Below are 15,520 nucleotides of genomic sequence, written 5' to 3'. Positions count from 1 at the left end.
CTGATAATGGAAAGATTACAGAAAGTCATAGCCCATGCAGGGGTTGCATCTAGGAGAAAAGCGGAGCAACTTATTGTAGATGGCCGTGTAAAGGTTAATGGTAAAATTGTAAAAGAATTAGGGGTGAAAGTGACACCTTCTGATAAAGTCGAAGTTGATGGTATCCCGGTTGAGGGTGAAGAGCCGGTTTATTTTCTTCTATATAAGCCAAGAGGTGTATTATCAAGTGTTGCGGATGACAAAGGTAGAAAAGTGGTAACCGATTACTTTGAACATGTGAAACAAAGAATTTATCCAGTGGGTCGATTAGATTATGATACATCAGGATTATTATTATTGACGAATGATGGTGAATTCGCGAACTTGCTTATGCATCCAAGAAATGAAATTGAAAAAGTATATGTAGCGAAGGTAAAGGGCATTCCTTCTAAAGAAAGTTTAAATCATTTACAAAGAGGTGTCCGCTTGGAAGATGGAAAAACGGCTCCTGCACGAGTAAAAGTGCTTAGTAGTGATAAACAAAAACAAACAGCGATAATCGAATTAACGATTCACGAAGGCAGAAACCGTCAAGTGAGAAGAATGTTTGAGGCTGTTGGTCATCAAGTGCAAAAGCTTAAAAGAGAAAGATACGGATTCCTTCAATTGAACGGACTTTCAGCGGGCGGGGCAAGAGAACTTACAGCACATGAAGTAAAGCAATTTAGGGCATTAGCTAAAAAGAGTACAGGTAAATAAATGAAAAAGTCATAGAGTTGTCACATTTCCTTCACACCGTTTACAAGGACTGTTTTCATACTAGTGATATAATAAATACCAAATTGTTAAAATAATGCTAAAAATTTGTGTCTTAACTTTGGGAGGAATTTTTCATGAAAAAACGACGGCTCGTTATGAGGACAGCGATATTAGTGATTCTATTTGCAGCCGTTGCTTACACGCTATATGCAAACTTTAATAAGGATAATGTGCATAAAGTACAAATAGGTAAAGAAGCTCCTGATTTTGTATTAGTCGATATGGATGGAAAAGAGCATCAATTATCTGACTATAAAGGCCAAGGCGTTTTTTTGAACTTTTGGGGTACTTGGTGTAAGCCTTGCGAAAAAGAAATGCCATTTATCAACAATCAATATGAACAATTTAAAGATCAAGGGGTTCAAACAATCGCAGTAAACATAAGTGAATCGAATCTAGCAGTGAATAAGTTTATTGAAAGACATGGCATGACTTTTCCGGTAGTCATTGATAAAAATGAAGATGTAAAGGCAGCATATGGAATCGGTCCTTTGCCTGCGACTTTTCTCATTAATCCTGAAGGTGAAGTCGTGAAATATCATACGGGGACTTTGACAGAACCAATGGTAAAAGATTTTATGACGCAAATCAAACCGTAATTATTGGGGAGTTTTTATGATGAAACAAGTAAAGTGTGAATGTGGCCATGTAAACCCTCATGGTACAGTCCTATGTGAATCATGCGGTCGTGTGTTAGTAGAAGAAGAGAAAAGTAAAAAGCTCGTTGATATGCGTTATGAGGGCAGTGCGAGAAGGTCACAAACGTACAACAAAACAATTATTGATAAAATATGGAACTTCTTTTCTTCTGTTAAAGTAGGGGTAACTTTAATCATTATTACATTAGCCGCTTCAGCAATTGGTACCATTTTCCCGCAAGAAATGTATATACCGCCTACAGAAAATGCATCCGTTTATTATGAGGATCAATACGGGTTTGCTGGGGAAGTGTATTATACGTTAGGATTTCACAACCTGTATAGCTCATGGTGGTATTTATTGCTCATTGCTTCAATTGGCGTATCTCTGGTTATATGTAGTCTTGATCGTGTCGTACCTCTATACCGTGCCTTGAAAAAACAAAGAGTCGATCGGCATGAAGGGTTTTTAAAACGCCAAAGATTATATAGAGCTACAACCTTGGCTTCTGTAGAAGAGGATTCATTTGAGAAAATCAAGGCGAAACTAAAGGAAAAACGCTACAACATAAGAGAAGAGAATGGGAGTATACTTGCTGAGAAAAATCGATTTTCAAGATGGGGCCCTTATATAAACCATATTGGGTTGATTATTTTTTTAATTGGAGGCATGTTGCGTTTTGTGCCAGGAATGTATGTTGACGAATTGCTATGGATCCGTGAAGGTGAAACAGTCGTTATCCCAGAAACAAAAGGCGAGTATTATCTGGAAAATCACGAATTTATTCTAGAAACTTATGAAAAAGAAAAAGAAAATGAAGCGTTTTCAACAGCGATAGAAAACAATGGTACAGTCGCGAAGAACTTTCAAACAAATGTGAGCCTTTACAAAGAATCTGGAGAAACAATTGCAGGGCAAGACCCAGAACTAGAAAAGGTAGAAGACTATGAATTAAGGGTAAATGAACCTTTAAAGTTTGAACAGTTTGCTCTTTATCAACAAAGCTATAAACTAGGTGAGCTAAGCGAAATGTCGTTTGCTTTAACGAATAAAGAAACAAATGAAGAATTTGGTCAAATGACAATTGATTTACATAACCCACAAGATGAATATACATTTGAAAATGGATACAGTGTTGAGCTAATGAGCTATTTCCCTGATTTTGAATTTGATGAAAATTCAGAGCCAGTCACGAAATCACGCGTGCCGAACAACCCAGCGTTTATCTTTAAAATGTTCTCACCCGAACATCCTGATGGAGAAGTTAGCTTCGTTGCTATACAACAAACGATTGAACCATATGGTGATAATGACTTAAAGATGGCCTTTAAAGGAGTAGACACGCAAAATGTTAGTGCTTTGACCGTAAGAAAAGACTTAACACTTCCTATTCTAGCTATAGGTGGTCTCATCTTCATGATTGGTGTCGTGCAAGGTGCATACTGGAACCATCGCAGAATATGGGTTAGAAGGTTAGGAGATCAAGTTTTAGTTGCGGGTCATACAAATAAAAATTGGCACGGACTTAAGAGAGAGATCACCCATGTATTTGATGGTAGTGGTATTCAAGAACCGATTGACCAATCAGATGAAACAACAAATAAGAAGGGTAAGGAGGAGTAATAATGGTTGCATTAAGTGGAAATTTATTATTTATCGCCTTTTTGCTCTATTTAGTAGGCACGGCTTTTTTTGCCGGTTCGATTAAGGACAAGAAAGCAAGAGAAAAAGATCATGGACCAAATAAGTGGGCAAAAATAGGTGTTACGATAGCGATTGCCGGATTTATATGTCAAGTAGGTTATTTTATTACAAGATGGATAGCAGCTGGACATGCACCAGTAAGTAATTTATTTGAGTTTACAACATTCTTTGGCATGTGTTTAGTTGGGGCGTTTATTGTCATTTATTTTGTTTATAAGCTTCCTGCCCTTGGGTTATTTACATTACCAGTGGCACTTCTCCTTATTGGTTATGCTGCCATGTTCCCAAGGGACATTACACCATTGGTCCCATCTCTTCAAAGTAATTGGCTTCATATCCATGTAACAACAGCAGCGTTAGGACAAGCGATTTTAGCGATTAGCTTTGTTGCTGGCTTAATCTATTTAATCAAAGCAGTGGATCATACGAAAAAAACAAAAGAGGCAATCTGGTTAGAAGTTGTTCTCTTTGGAGTTGTCTGTACACTAGGTTTTATTATCATTTCTTCCGTATTTGGGGCAACAGGCTATAAGTCAGAGTTTCATTGGGTTGATAATAATAATGTAGAAGAAACGTTAGAATATCACTTACCTGCTCTCGTTGGGCCTCATGAAGGTGAACATTTAACGCCGGATAAATTTAGCCCATTGGTGGAGACTCCTGGTATCATTAATGCCAAAAAGTTAAATACTGTTTTATGGTCATTGTTTACAGGAGCAATTCTCTATTTGCTATTTAGGTTATTTGTTAGAAAACGAATGACGCTAGCCTTGCAACCACTAACGAAGAGAGTAAATTTAGATTTAGTCGATGAAGTAGGTTACCGATCTGTCCTAATTGGTTTTCCGGTGTTTACATTGGGAGCGTTAATTTTTGCCATGATATGGGCACAGATCGCTTGGTCGCGATTTTGGGGCTGGGATCCTAAAGAAGTGTGGGCATTAATTACTTGGTTATTCTATGCAGCATACCTCCACCTCAGATTATCAAAAGGTTGGCATGGTAAAAAATCTGCTTGGCTCGGTGTAATTGGGTTTATTATTATCATGTTTAACTTAATTGTTGTCAACTTAGTTATTGCCGGGTTGCATTCCTATGCAGGATCGTGAAAATTTTGCTAAAATAGAATTGAGCATTAAGGTAGTGCTAGATTTTATGCCTTCACTTCACATGTAGTGGAGTGAAGGCTTTTTTCTATGAAAATAATCTTCATTCTAAAGGAGTGCTATAAATGGATAATGAAGTAAAAGTTTTAGTTGTTGATGATGAAGAGAGAATTCGCCGATTATTAAAAATGTATTTAGAGAGAGAAGACTATGTTATTGAAGAAGCAGAAGATGGTGACGAGGCACTAGATAAAGCCCTAACAAATGAATATGATGTTATTCTTTTAGATCTAATGATGCCAGGTAAAGATGGGATAGAAGTTTGTAAAGAAATAAGAGAAAAGAAAACAACACCAATCATTATGCTTACGGCAAAAGGTGAGGAAGTAAATCGCGTCCAAGGATTTGAAGTAGGTACAGATGATTATATCGTCAAGCCCTTTAGTCCTAGAGAAGTGGTTTTAAGAGTGAAGGCATTGCTAAGAAGGTCGTCTAAATCTTCTTACGTCCCACCAGAAACAACTGCTAAAGATATCATTGTCTTTCCTTATTTAACAATAGACAATGATGCTCACCGTGTATTAGCAGATGGTAAAGAAGTCAGCTTGACTCCTAAAGAATATGAGCTGCTTTACTTTTTGGCTAAAGCACCAGATAAAGTATTTGATCGTGAACAGTTACTAAAAGAAGTATGGCATTATGAATTCTTTGGTGACTTGCGTACAGTAGACACACATGTAAAAAGGTTGCGAGAAAAATTAAACAAAGTATCAGAGCAAGCCGCTAGAATGATTGTTACTGTTTGGGGAGTGGGTTATAAGTTTGAGGTTGTAAATGAATGAGGTTATGGCATAGTGTTGTAGGGAAACTATGGGCAACTTTTCTTATACTGGTCTCCTTTGTCTTATTTATTTTAACGGTTATGTTGCTGCAATTCTTTGAGAATTATCATATTGATCAAACAGAAAAGGGATTGAAGGCAACTGCCAATAAAATAGCAATGATCTTGGAAAAACATGATCGTGAAATAGGACTGGAAATTGCTTGGGAGCTAGTGGATGAAGTGACAAAAGTAATTATTATTGCTGATGATCAAGTGTACTATTCTCCCAATGAAAGTCAAACATTCGAGTTGCCACTATCCTATTTACATGGTGACCCAGATTTAAAAGCTGTTTTTACAAAAAATGAATCAGTTACTAAGGTGTCTTCTTATTTAACAAATGGTGGAGAAGGAAATATAGATAATCCTGATATACTGATTAGCGGGGTCCCACTTCCGCCTTCAAATGAAAGTGATGGTGCAGTATTTATATATCAATCTTTGGAGGTTATGCAAGAAACAACAGAGTCAACAACTAAGTTTACTTTATTAGCCGCTGGGGTAGCGATTATTTTAACAACTATTTTTGCCTTCTTCTTGTCAACGAGGATTACTGCACCCCTTAGAAAAATGAAAGAAGCCGTCACAGCAGCATCACGAGGGAATTTTGATACAAAAGTACCTTATCTTTCTAAAGATGAAATAGGTGATTTAGCGATTACCTTTAATCGGATGGGCCGGCAGTTGAAATATAATATTGATGCTTTAAGTCAAGAGAAAGAACAATTATCTAGTATTTTAAGCAGTATGGCAGATGGTGTATTCACCTTTAGTAAAGATGGTGAAATTGTGATAACAAATCCACCCGCAGACCGTTTTCTGCGTAATTGGTCCTATGAACGTGAAGATGGTCTCACTAATAGTGTACCTGCTTATGTAATGGAGTTGTTCCAAACAGCTGTAAATACAGAAAGTGAAAGTATAGGTGAAGTAAATATTCAAGGGCGAACGTGGGTAATGATTATTAGTCCTTTATATAATGAAACCTATATTCGGGGTGCTGTTGCAGTTATCCGTGATATGACAGAGGAACGACAACTTGATAAATTACGCAAAGATTTTATCGCCAACGTCTCTCATGAATTACGGACACCAATTGCTTTAATGCAAGGGTATAGTGAAGCAATTGTCGATGACATCGCTGGTACTGAGGATGAAAAGAAAGAAATGGCTAAAGTTATTTATGATGAATCGTTAAGAATGAGTAGACTTGTGAATGAACTACTAGATATCGCAAGGATGGAAGCTGGCCATATTCAGCTTATTCGTGAAGCTGTAGAAGTAAAATCATTTATTCTAAAAGTTACTAGAAAGTTTCAAAGACTGGCGGCTGAAAAGAAAATTATATTAGCTGAGTCATTGGAAGATAAAGGGGTTTGGGCAAGTTTTGATCCTGATCGGATGGAGCAAGTCTTGACCAATCTGATAGATAATGCTATTAGACATACTCCTGAAGGTGGACAAGTCACTGTCGTTCAACGTAGTAACGAAAAAGGGCTAATGATAGAGGTTGTTGATTCTGGATCTGGAATTCCAGAAGAAGATTTGCCATTTGTATTTGAAAGGTTTTATAAAGCAGATAAAGCACGAACAAGAGGAAGATCTGGAACAGGGCTTGGCCTCGCAATTGCCAAAAATATTGTCGATACCCATAAAGGTCAAATCACTGTTCAGAGTAAAATTGGACATGGTACGACATTTTCCATCTTTCTTCCGAAAAGTCATGAATAGTCAGCGCTATTCTTGACGAATTCTCTTGATTCATAAGGAACATTCCAATCATAAAAATGAAATATAGTAACTGCGATTCAAAAAAACCGGACATGAACTCCTAATTGGTCTTGCCCCTGTCAAGTAGACAACATAAAAAGCTAAGCAGTGAGCGCGTGTCGATATTCAATCGGCGCGCGTTTCTTTAGTTTCTTTTGTCTTCGTTTGTAATTGTAATGGTAAATGTAATCCTCAAGAGCTTGCTCTAGTTCTTCTTCTCCCTTACACTTACTTATATACAGCTTCTCGGTTTTGAGGTGTGAAAAGAATGATTCTATACAGGCATTGTCCAGGCAGTTTCCTTTGCGAGAGTGGCTGCCTTTGATGCCATAATCCTTTAATCGGTTGCCGTATATTTTTGACGTGTACTGGAAGCCTTGATCCGAATGGAGAACGGCTCCAGCCACGTCTTTTTTCTTTGTCCATTTCTCTACCGTTTTTAACACAAGTTCCAAATCATTTCTTTGGGCTAGCTCCCAACTTACTATTTCGTTATTAAAGAGATCCTGTATGACCGATAAATAATAATATTCTTCGCCAACAGACACAAATGTGATATCCGTTACCATTTTTTGATTAGGTCCTACCGCCTTGAACTTCCTTTTCAGACGGTTAGGAAAGAGGTTAGAAGGACTATGACCATGTCGTTTTCTCTTTTTTCGTATGACTGATTGTATGTTCATTGCCGTCATCAATCGGTAGACCTTTTTGTGATTAATTAAATACCCATTTTCATTTAATTCGTCTGTAATACGGGGTCGTCCATATTCGGGATGCATAAAATGTATGCCCAAAATGTGCTCTCGAACCTCTTGTTCATCCCTAACTTTTGCTTCGCGTTTATGATTGTTTTTTCTCCATTTGTAGTAGCTAGCCGGTTTGATATAGGCAATCTCCAACAGCCAGGAGACCGGATAGGTAACCCTTAACTCATCCACCAATTCATATTTCATTCGTCTGGGGTTTTCTCCTCCTTTACCAGATTTGGATACTGCTTTTTTAGAAATTCAACTTGTGCTTTCAAATAATCCCTTTCCTCTTCAACCGACTTAAATTTAGTCCTAGGCCTGCCTTTTAAAGGATTAGAAACTCCTTTACGTTCATCAAACGGGGCTCCTTCTTTCCATTTCTTAACCCACACTTTAAGCTGGCTGCAGTGACGGATTCCCAGTTCCTCTGCCAATGCTTTATAACTTTTAGACCCATTCACATATTTCATGACGGCATTATGTTTAAACTCTTCCGAATAACTATTAAAAGTTTGTCCTTTCTTTGCCATAGAAAAATCCCCTCCAAGTAGCATTCTTTCCTTCATGGTAACATGAAGGTTTTTTTGAATGTCTACTTAAAGGGGACATTAACAAATTAAGAGTGCGTGTTCGGTTTTTTTATTTCTGTTTACGTATGAATGTCAATACCACATGGGATTAATATAAGGCCTTCTTTTGAATTTTATCTCTAACAAGTATAAAAGAGCTGGATATGTGATGATTCAGACAATCGATGTGCATTTGGCAAACCATTCATGTCAGAAAACAGAAGCGAAATAAGCAAAAAGAGATTTCCTAAAGAAACCCTTCCATTTTAATTTCATTAATACTATAGTTAGAGTGTAACTTTTTTAATTCTAATAACGACTATTATTTATGAACGGGGAGGGGAAGTTATTGGACTCCGTTTTCGATGAATTATATACAAAATACCATCAGGATGTATTTCAATTCTTATTCTATATGGTGAGAGATCGAGAGCTGGCAGAAGATCTTATGCAAGAAGTATATATAAGAGTTTTGAAGTCATATGATAAATTCGAAGGCAAGAGTAGTGAAAAAACATGGCTATTCTCAATTGCAAGGAATGTGGCCATTGATTCATTTAGAAAACAAAAAGGCTGGAAACAAAAAATAATTGAAAAATTTGATTGGTCAAAGCAACAGATTAAAGATGAACACCCTATGCCAGAGGAAGTAGTTATGCAGAGTCAGGAAATCCAAATGATATATCGGTGCATGGAGAAGTGTTCAGTGGACCAACGAACGGTTATTATAATGAGATATATTCAAGAACTATCCATTGCTGAGACGGCAGCAACTCTAGGCTGGACGGAAAGTAAAGTGAAAACTACGCAACACAGAGCATTAAAGGCTCTGAAGAAAAACATGTCTGACATGTGGGAAAAGGAGGGGTTAAATAGTGAAAAAACAAGATTGGAAAGATGATCACATCGAAGAACTATTGAAACAACTTCCTAAAATTACTAACCACATAAGTAAGCAAGATATGTATCAACAAATGATGATATTTAAAGAGCAGAAGAAAAGAAAAAGGTGGTTAACCCCATCTGTAGCTTCTGCAGTTGCTGTTTTATTGTTATGTATTCTCGTTCCGACCATGATCAATTTTCAAGATTCAGCCGGAAGTAATATAGATGATAGCGAGCAAGAGAATCAATTGGCATCGAATGCGACTCAACAAAAGGAAGTAAACGATGAGATAACAAATGACGAGAGTAATCATACGCAAGAAAATACGGAAGACATAGTAAAGGATGAAGAAGTAACTCCGCAAGAAGATATAGATCAGACGGATGAAATTTATGCTCAAAATGACCAGTCAGAAGAGGCCAATGCCAATGCCAATGATAATAATGAGCAACCAGTGACACAGCAAATTGAACCAACTGCAGTCTATGCGGAAGATATTAAAGATCAAGAGGAAGTTTTAACTTATTCTATACCGGATCATAATGTTCAAAATTTTATTCCCATTAGTGTGATGGTAAATAAAGAAGCAGATCTTTCTAAAATGGAATTATTCATTAATCATATGTCAGATTTAAAAGAAGCTGAATGGGGGTTAGGGGAGCTAAACCCATTTAATGCGGACTTTCATTATGATACTTCAAATCAAGTGCTTGCAGTTGATTTTCCTGCTGCAACAAATATTTCATCAAGCAGTCAATCAGAAGCAATAAAAGAAATATTAACGGATATGATGGCTGATTTTAATATAGAGAAAATCGATTTATTAACAGATGGTGAACAAGGGCTAGAGATGGGAAATGAAGGCTTTACAGAAGAAATAGATCAAGTTGATACGTCTAATAAATCTGCTTACTATTTTTACTATCCTAACGAAGAATGGACAACGCCTTTCCTTGTTCCGTTTAGAGAAAAAATAAACTCAGTGACAGATGCTTTTGCAGCAATGAAAAAAGGGATTGAAACTTATAACCTGAAAGCTTCTATACCTAATGACATAGACTTTGAAACGGAAGTCGTTTCCGATGAACAATTATTAATTACTTTTGAAGATGATGCCGATATAAAGAATGATGAGGAAACTTTATATACGATTGAAGCGATTCTATTAACAGCCAAGGAATTTGAATATAATGAGGTTAAGTTGGAAAATACCGAAATTGATCAAATTGGTCGGTTTGATTTAGAAAAAGAAATTCAAGTGCCGGTAGCACCTAATAAAAGGGATTTACCATAAGAAAGAATAAAGAGTTGGTAATTATGACTGTAAAAGTCTAATATTACCAACTTTTTTTGCGTTTTTGACAAAGGTAATATTGAAAAAAGTAAAACACTCATAACTATAATTTTAAAATAAGGTGCTACATTAAAAAAAGAAAAATTTATTTTTATATACATATTTTTTAAAAACTCGTACATAGTAATGGATGTGTTTTTTGGCAGGATTTGTCGTAATCATAGAGTAATTAATTTGTCTATATAATATAACCGCTATAGGAGGCAAAGTTTTGAAGTATAAAGTAAGCCGTTTATTCATGTTCGGAAGTATATGTTTTCTTTTTTTAATATTCAGTAGTGAAAAAAATGCTTTAGCAGACTCTTGGCCAGAAAAAACAAAAAATTGGGTATGGCCAGTAGAAGGGGTCATCACAGATACATATGGAACTAGAGGAGGACATCATAAAGGGATTGATATTGCTGCAGAGATAGGTACACCTATTCACTCAGTGGATAGTGGAGTAGTTACAAGATCATATTACTCTGATACATATGGTAATGTTGTGTTTATACAGCATCATAACGATACAGAAACCATTTATGCTCATTTGAAAAAGCGTTTAGTATTTGAAGGTGAAGTGATTTCAGCAGGCGATACAATAGGAGAGATGGGGAATACCGGTGATTCCTCAGGTGTTCATTTGCATTTTGAAGTTCACGCAAACGAATGGACCTTTTCTAAGGAGAATGCGCTTGATCCTTTTTTAGTATTTAATCACGATGAGGATACGATACTTGTTTCAGGAAAAATGAACGGACCTCATATGGATACGTATGAAGTGAAAACAGGAGATACGTTATGGTCGATTAGTGAAAGGTATAATGTGACGGTAGCAGAATTGGTAAATAAGAATGGATTGCGGACAGAAAACATATATCCTAATCAAATATTACAGGTTCCCTAAATTGAAAGGAATACATACAAGGTACGTACATGTAATATGAAAATAAATGAAAAGGTTGTATTTTTTTAAAAAATCGCATCTTTTTTCAATCAAAATAATTTGACACCATTTAAGTATTGATTATTCTAAAAAAATAGTTAAATCTCATTGTCCATGCCTCTTTTAAGGCGTATAATTGTTACATACAATTGAGGAGGCAGGCAAAATGTTAACGGATTATCATAATCATTTAGAGAACGGTACACTTACATTAGACTATTTAGAACAATTTACAAACGCGGCTAATAATAAAAATATTGGTTCATTTGGTATTTCTGAACATGCTTATCACTTTTACCAAACGGCAGATATTCTGCAAAATAAATGGGTAAATGAAAGACGATATTATGATATGAAGGATTATGTATCATTATTTCACCAAGCATGGAATAAAGAAATAGATGTAAAAATGTCCATTGAAATGGATTATACACCTGGAAAGCATAAGGAAATGGAGAAATTCATTCAATCATATGATTTTGATTATGTGATTGGCTCTGTCCATTGGGTAGGTGACTTTGGCATAGATTTAGCTGAGTACAAAAAGGAATGGGAACGACGCGATCTTTATGATGTATATCGTAAATATTATGATCAGATAGTTACTTTGGCTCAATCTAATCTATTTGATATTGTCGGCCATATTGACTTAGTGAAGATTTTTAAGTATGTTCCTCAGGATGAAGAGTTTCTATTAGAACAATATGAAAGAGTAACTGATGCTTTAGCACAATCAAAAACATGCGTGGAAATTAGTAGTGCTGGTTTAAGAAAACCTGTGGGTGAGCTATATCCAGATCCAAGATTATTACGAAAATGTTTTGAGAAGAATATACCAATCGTTCTATCGTCTGATGCTCATTTTCCCGAGCATGTTGGTGCAGACTTTGATCAATCGCTTGCATTAGCAAAAGAAATTGGATATTCATCCATCATGACTTTTTCAAAAGGTGAACGTAAAGAATATCCTTTAGGCTAGGAATAATGATGAATAGTGCTCAATTTAAAAAAGTCATTCATAAAATGAACAGGTTCTAATTGGAATCTGTTTGTGTTGTGAATGACTTTTACTTTTATCCTAAATATAAAAAAGAGTGGTCGACTGAGGGCCACTCTCTACAAAAAGGAATTATAAAATAATAGGATTAATAGAAACAATCTCATCTAAGTTGTTCAATAAGGAAAGCTCTTTGTCACTTAGTGGTTTGTCAAAAGCTAGCACCATAATCGCTTCTCCACCTGCTTGTTTACGACCTACTTGCATTGTGGCAATATTAATATGGTGATCGCCAAGGACTTGACCTACGTGGCCAATAACACCAGGTCTGTCCATATGTTGAATATAAAGAAGGTTACCTTCTGGTAAGAAGTCAATATTAAACCCGTTTAAATAGACAATTCTTGGCCCATAATGATCAATAAATGTTCCTCTAACTGTAAATGCATTTTCTTCTCCTTTTGCTGTGACCGAAATGCAGTTGTCATAGCCAAATGCATCGGTGGAAATCTTTTCTCCAACAGTGATACCACGCTCTTTTGCAGTGAGTAATGCATTAACCTCATTCACGTTAACGTCAATTCTACCTTTGAAGAAACCGGACAGCATTGCTTTTGTTAAGTATGCAGTTTCTAAATCTGTCACTGAACCAGAGTAAGTAATAGAGAGTTCATGTACCCCTTCTTTAACACATTGAGTTAAAATATTTCCGATTTGTTTAGAGATTTGGTAAAAAGGTTGTATTTTTTCATAAATGTCTTTGGAGATAGCTGGTAAGTTAATTGAATTAGATACTGGATTTCCTTCAAAGTAAGTCCGAACTTCTTGAGCGACTTGTGTTGCTACATTTAATTGTGCTTCTTTTGTTGACGCACCTAAATGTGGCGTTACAATGACATTTTCATATTTCAAAAGTGGGTGTTCACCAGGTGGTTCAGTTTCAAATACGTCTAATGCAACTCCTCCAACATGTCCATTAGCCACATATTTAGCTAAATCTTGCTCATCAATGATACCACCACGGGCACAGTTAAGTAAGCGAACGCCTTTTTTTGTTTTTTTCAATGCCTCTTCATTGATAATCCCTCTTGTTTCAGGTGTAAGTGGAGTATGAACCGTAATAATATCAGATCTTTGCAGTATTTCATCTAATGTACTAGATTCTACACCGAGTTTTGCTGCACGTTCTTTCGTTAAAAAGGGATCGAATACTAACACACTCATACCAAATACTTTTGCTCGCTTGGCGATTTCACTCCCGATTCTTCCCATACCAACAATACCAAGACTTTTACCGAATAGTTCAGTACCTACATACTGATTTCTTTTCCATTCCAAATTCTTAACTGAGCTATGTGCTTGAGGAATATTTCTCATAAGGGAGGCCATCATAGCAAAAGTATGCTCTGCCGTAGAAATTGTGTTTCCGTCTGGTGCATTTATGACGATAATGCCTCTTTTAGTTGCTGCTGGAACATCAATATTATCGACACCCACACCTGCTCTTGCAATAATTTTTAACTTTGGCATCTCCGCCATTAATTCATCCGTTACTTTCGTGGCACTCCGTACTAACAAAGCCTCAATAGTTGATAAATCAACCTCGGGATCGTCGGTTTTCTTTTGAATAATTTCAGCATTTGTGTCGTTAAGTAAAGGGTATAAGCCTTCTTCACTAATGGCATCAGCCACTAATATTTGATACATGTATGAACCCTCCTAAGTTGGTTACTTAATTATCTGATTATTTTACAAGACGAATATTATTCTGTCAATTGGATTTATTGTTTGTGTTTAAAATGGAAACGCTTTAATGTAGTAAAATAAAACGATCTTCGTGGAAAGAAAATTTTATCTCCTGAAGACAAATGTGCATAATGAAAGGAATGTTTTTAATTCGAGATATTTACTATTTTAGGCTTCACAAATGAATTATTTTTCAGTATAATGAAGTTGTCAAATAAATATGGTCTATCTTCGGGGCAGGGTGAAATTCCCGACCGGCGGTGATAAGTATTTATACTTTAAGCCCGCGAGCCTAAAAGTGGAGTGCAATTAGCACGAAGCGTTTGTATTGGGCAGGATTTGGTGAGAATCCAAAGCCGACAGTAAAGTCTGGATGGGAGAAGATGGAGGTTCTGCTAACGTTCAAAGTATACACTACAAGAACGTTTATTAAGAATGTCTTTGTTCAATTCTCCCTCAAGTTTACTTGAGGGTTTTGTTATGCAAAGACGCTTATTTGCTGAACCTTTCTTCTATAGGAGAGATAGCCTAAAAGGAGAGAGGAAAATTGAAGAAGTTAAATGTCAAAGCTTTTGTTGCAATCGGTATGTTGAGTAGTATCGCGTATATTCTTATGTTGTTAAACTTTCCATTACCACCGTTTCCGAACTTTTTGATGATTGACTTTAGTGATATCCCTGCTTTAGTGGCTGCGTTAATATTTGGTCCGATTGCGGGAATACTGGTCGAATTGTTTAAAAATGTGTTGGATTATTTTATGACGGGAAGTGCTACTGGTGTACCTGTTGGTCATATTGCTAACTTTGTAGCAGGTTTATTATTTATTTTGCCAACCTATTATGTTTATACAAAGATGAAATCCAAAAAAGGTATGACAATAGGATTAATCATTGGCACAAGTGTAATGGCTGTATCCATGAGTTTGCTTAATTATTTCGTCTTTTTACCTGCCTATACAATGTTTTTAAATATGCCCGCTATGTCAGGACCAGAAATGCGTTCAACTGCAGTCATGTTTATTCTACCTTTTAACTTTATTAAAGGAATTTTAATGGCATCGGTATTTATGCTTGTATTTGCTAAGATGAGTAATTGGATTAATAAACAAAGATCGCTAAATACGATTGCTTAATTTATAAAGGAGGCATCTAACTTTGAAAAGTTAGATGCCTTTTAATATATAATTTTATGCCGCTTAAGTAGAATTGTCACTCTTATCCATCATATTACATCATTCGTAAAAGCACCAATGAACTCATATGCAATCCTCGATAACTACTATTTTAATTCCAACTGGATAATTGATGAAGGGAACGATTTTTATTCGAATGAGTATACGAGTATGTGATTCCCTGTAGCTCATAGAAAAAACGAGCAAATCCCTAAAATAGGAT

At 36.1% G+C, this 15,520-nt stretch carries 14 protein-coding genes and 1 riboswitch; of the genes, 11 read left to right on the top strand and 3 right to left on the bottom strand.

Translation table 11 applies throughout. From position 1 onward, the window contains the following. Window positions 1-6: 6 nt before the first annotated feature. From rluB to MKX83_RS15445, 6 genes are all read left to right on the top strand, one after another. Window positions 7-738 carry a 23S rRNA pseudouridine(2605) synthase RluB gene (gene rluB / locus MKX83_RS15470; protein ID WP_095372714.1) on the top strand — a complete coding sequence of 244 codons (732 nt, stop codon included), beginning with the start codon at window positions 7-9 and terminating at the stop codon, window positions 736-738. Window positions 739-872: 134 nt separating this feature from the next. Next, complete coding sequence (gene resA / locus MKX83_RS15465) at window positions 873-1,397, top strand: thiol-disulfide oxidoreductase ResA (RefSeq protein WP_307313012.1); 525 nt, start codon at window positions 873-875, stop codon at window positions 1,395-1,397. A 19-nt stretch (window positions 1,398-1,416) separates the two neighbouring features. After that, a complete protein-coding gene (resB, locus tag MKX83_RS15460; protein ID WP_095372715.1) occupies window positions 1,417-3,060 on the top strand; it encodes a cytochrome c biogenesis protein ResB in 1,644 nt (547 codons plus the stop codon). A 2-nt stretch (window positions 3,061-3,062) separates the two neighbouring features. Next, entirely contained in the window at window positions 3,063-4,250 is a 1,188-nt protein-coding gene (gene ccsB, locus MKX83_RS15455) for a c-type cytochrome biogenesis protein CcsB (protein ID WP_095372716.1), read from the top strand. A 122-nt stretch (window positions 4,251-4,372) separates the two neighbouring features. Beyond that, window positions 4,373-5,089 carry a response regulator transcription factor gene (locus MKX83_RS15450; protein WP_095372717.1) on the top strand — a complete coding sequence of 239 codons (717 nt, stop codon included), beginning with the start codon at window positions 4,373-4,375 and terminating at the stop codon, window positions 5,087-5,089. Then, on the top strand, window positions 5,086-6,861 hold the full coding sequence (locus MKX83_RS15445; RefSeq protein ID WP_307313015.1) for an ATP-binding protein: 1,776 nt from the start codon (window positions 5,086-5,088) through the stop codon (window positions 6,859-6,861). Before MKX83_RS15450 ends, MKX83_RS15445 begins: the two co-directional genes overlap by 4 nt. Window positions 6,862-7,001: 140 nt before the next feature. Here MKX83_RS15445 and MKX83_RS15440 read toward each other — a convergent pair whose 3' ends face one another. Together MKX83_RS15440 and MKX83_RS24670 are read right to left on the bottom strand one after the other, a co-directional pair. Beyond that, window positions 7,002-7,853, bottom strand: a complete 852-nt coding sequence (locus MKX83_RS15440) for an IS3 family transposase (protein ID WP_445293149.1) — start codon at window positions 7,851-7,853, stop codon at window positions 7,002-7,004. Then, the gene (locus MKX83_RS24670) at window positions 7,850-8,179 is read right to left on the bottom strand and encodes a transposase (protein WP_251161713.1); all 330 of its coding nucleotides are present in this window, start codon (window positions 8,177-8,179) and stop codon (window positions 7,850-7,852) included. Before MKX83_RS24670 ends, MKX83_RS15440 begins: the two co-directional genes overlap by 4 nt. A gap of 388 nt (window positions 8,180-8,567) precedes the next feature. Here MKX83_RS24670 and sigX point away from each other — a divergent pair, with 388 nt between their 5' ends. The 4 genes from sigX to MKX83_RS15420 all read left to right on the top strand — a co-directional run bounded on the left by sigX (window position 8,568) and on the right by MKX83_RS15420 (window position 12,362). Further along, window positions 8,568-9,119: an RNA polymerase sigma factor SigX gene (gene sigX / locus MKX83_RS15435; RefSeq protein WP_095372719.1), complete on the top strand. Its 552-nt coding sequence runs from the start codon at window positions 8,568-8,570 to the stop codon at window positions 9,117-9,119. Further along, the gene (locus MKX83_RS15430) at window positions 9,094-10,398 is read left to right on the top strand and encodes a hypothetical protein (protein ID WP_341056185.1); all 1,305 of its coding nucleotides are present in this window, start codon (window positions 9,094-9,096) and stop codon (window positions 10,396-10,398) included. The genes sigX and MKX83_RS15430 overlap by 26 nt, the downstream gene beginning before the upstream one ends. Window positions 10,399-10,696: 298 nt before the next feature. After that, on the top strand, window positions 10,697-11,344 hold the full coding sequence (locus MKX83_RS15425; protein ID WP_370873268.1) for a peptidoglycan DD-metalloendopeptidase family protein: 648 nt from the start codon (window positions 10,697-10,699) through the stop codon (window positions 11,342-11,344). Window positions 11,345-11,549: 205 nt separating this feature from the next. Then, window positions 11,550-12,362 carry a histidinol-phosphatase gene (locus MKX83_RS15420; RefSeq protein WP_341056184.1) on the top strand — a complete coding sequence of 271 codons (813 nt, stop codon included), beginning with the start codon at window positions 11,550-11,552 and terminating at the stop codon, window positions 12,360-12,362. Window positions 12,363-12,512: 150 nt separating this feature from the next. On the opposite strand, the gene serA is transcribed toward MKX83_RS15420, so the two are convergent. Continuing rightward, on the bottom strand, window positions 12,513-14,087 hold the full coding sequence (serA, locus tag MKX83_RS15415) for a phosphoglycerate dehydrogenase (RefSeq protein ID WP_095372723.1): 1,575 nt from the start codon (window positions 14,085-14,087) through the stop codon (window positions 12,513-12,515). Between the two features lie 262 nt (window positions 14,088-14,349). Next, a riboswitch (FMN riboswitch) is annotated at window positions 14,350-14,515 on the top strand. 158 nt (window positions 14,516-14,673) lie between these two features. Between serA and MKX83_RS15410 the strand changes: the two genes are divergently transcribed. Further along, entirely contained in the window at window positions 14,674-15,258 is a 585-nt protein-coding gene (locus MKX83_RS15410; RefSeq protein WP_095372724.1) for an ECF transporter S component, read from the top strand. The last annotated feature ends 262 nt before the right edge of the window (window positions 15,259-15,520 follow it).

The sequence above is a fragment of the Cytobacillus sp. FSL M8-0252 genome (genome assembly GCF_038007345.1).
Taxonomy (GTDB): Bacteria; Bacillota; Bacilli; order Bacillales; family Cytobacillaceae; genus Cytobacillus; species Cytobacillus kochii.
The sequence above is the reverse complement of the archived record's forward strand: the minus strand, read 5'-3'. Positions and strand labels throughout refer to the sequence as shown.

What these genes read in the sequence shown, in the direction of transcription:
- MKX83_RS15420 (WP_341056184.1), top strand. Translation starts at nt 11,550, where the DNA reads ATGTTAACGGATTATCATAATCATTTAGAGAACGGTACACTTACATTA.
- serA (WP_095372723.1), bottom strand. Translation starts at nt 14,087, where the DNA reads ATGTATCAAATATTAGTGGCTGATGCCATTAGTGAAGAAGGCTTATAC.
- resB (WP_095372715.1), top strand. Translation starts at nt 1,417, where the DNA reads ATGAAACAAGTAAAGTGTGAATGTGGCCATGTAAACCCTCATGGTACA.
- ccsB (WP_095372716.1), top strand. Translation starts at nt 3,063, where the DNA reads ATGGTTGCATTAAGTGGAAATTTATTATTTATCGCCTTTTTGCTCTAT.
- MKX83_RS15440 (WP_445293149.1), bottom strand. Translation starts at nt 7,853, where the DNA reads ATGAAATATGAATTGGTGGATGAGTTAAGGGTTACCTATCCGGTCTCC.
- rluB (WP_095372714.1), top strand. Translation starts at nt 7, where the DNA reads ATGGAAAGATTACAGAAAGTCATAGCCCATGCAGGGGTTGCATCTAGG.
- MKX83_RS24670 (WP_251161713.1), bottom strand. Translation starts at nt 8,179, where the DNA reads ATGGCAAAGAAAGGACAAACTTTTAATAGTTATTCGGAAGAGTTTAAA.
- MKX83_RS15450 (WP_095372717.1), top strand. Translation starts at nt 4,373, where the DNA reads ATGGATAATGAAGTAAAAGTTTTAGTTGTTGATGATGAAGAGAGAATT.
- MKX83_RS15445 (WP_307313015.1), top strand. Translation starts at nt 5,086, where the DNA reads ATGAGGTTATGGCATAGTGTTGTAGGGAAACTATGGGCAACTTTTCTT.
- MKX83_RS15425 (WP_370873268.1), top strand. Translation starts at nt 10,697, where the DNA reads ATGTTCGGAAGTATATGTTTTCTTTTTTTAATATTCAGTAGTGAAAAA.
- resA (WP_307313012.1), top strand. Translation starts at nt 873, where the DNA reads ATGAAAAAACGACGGCTCGTTATGAGGACAGCGATATTAGTGATTCTA.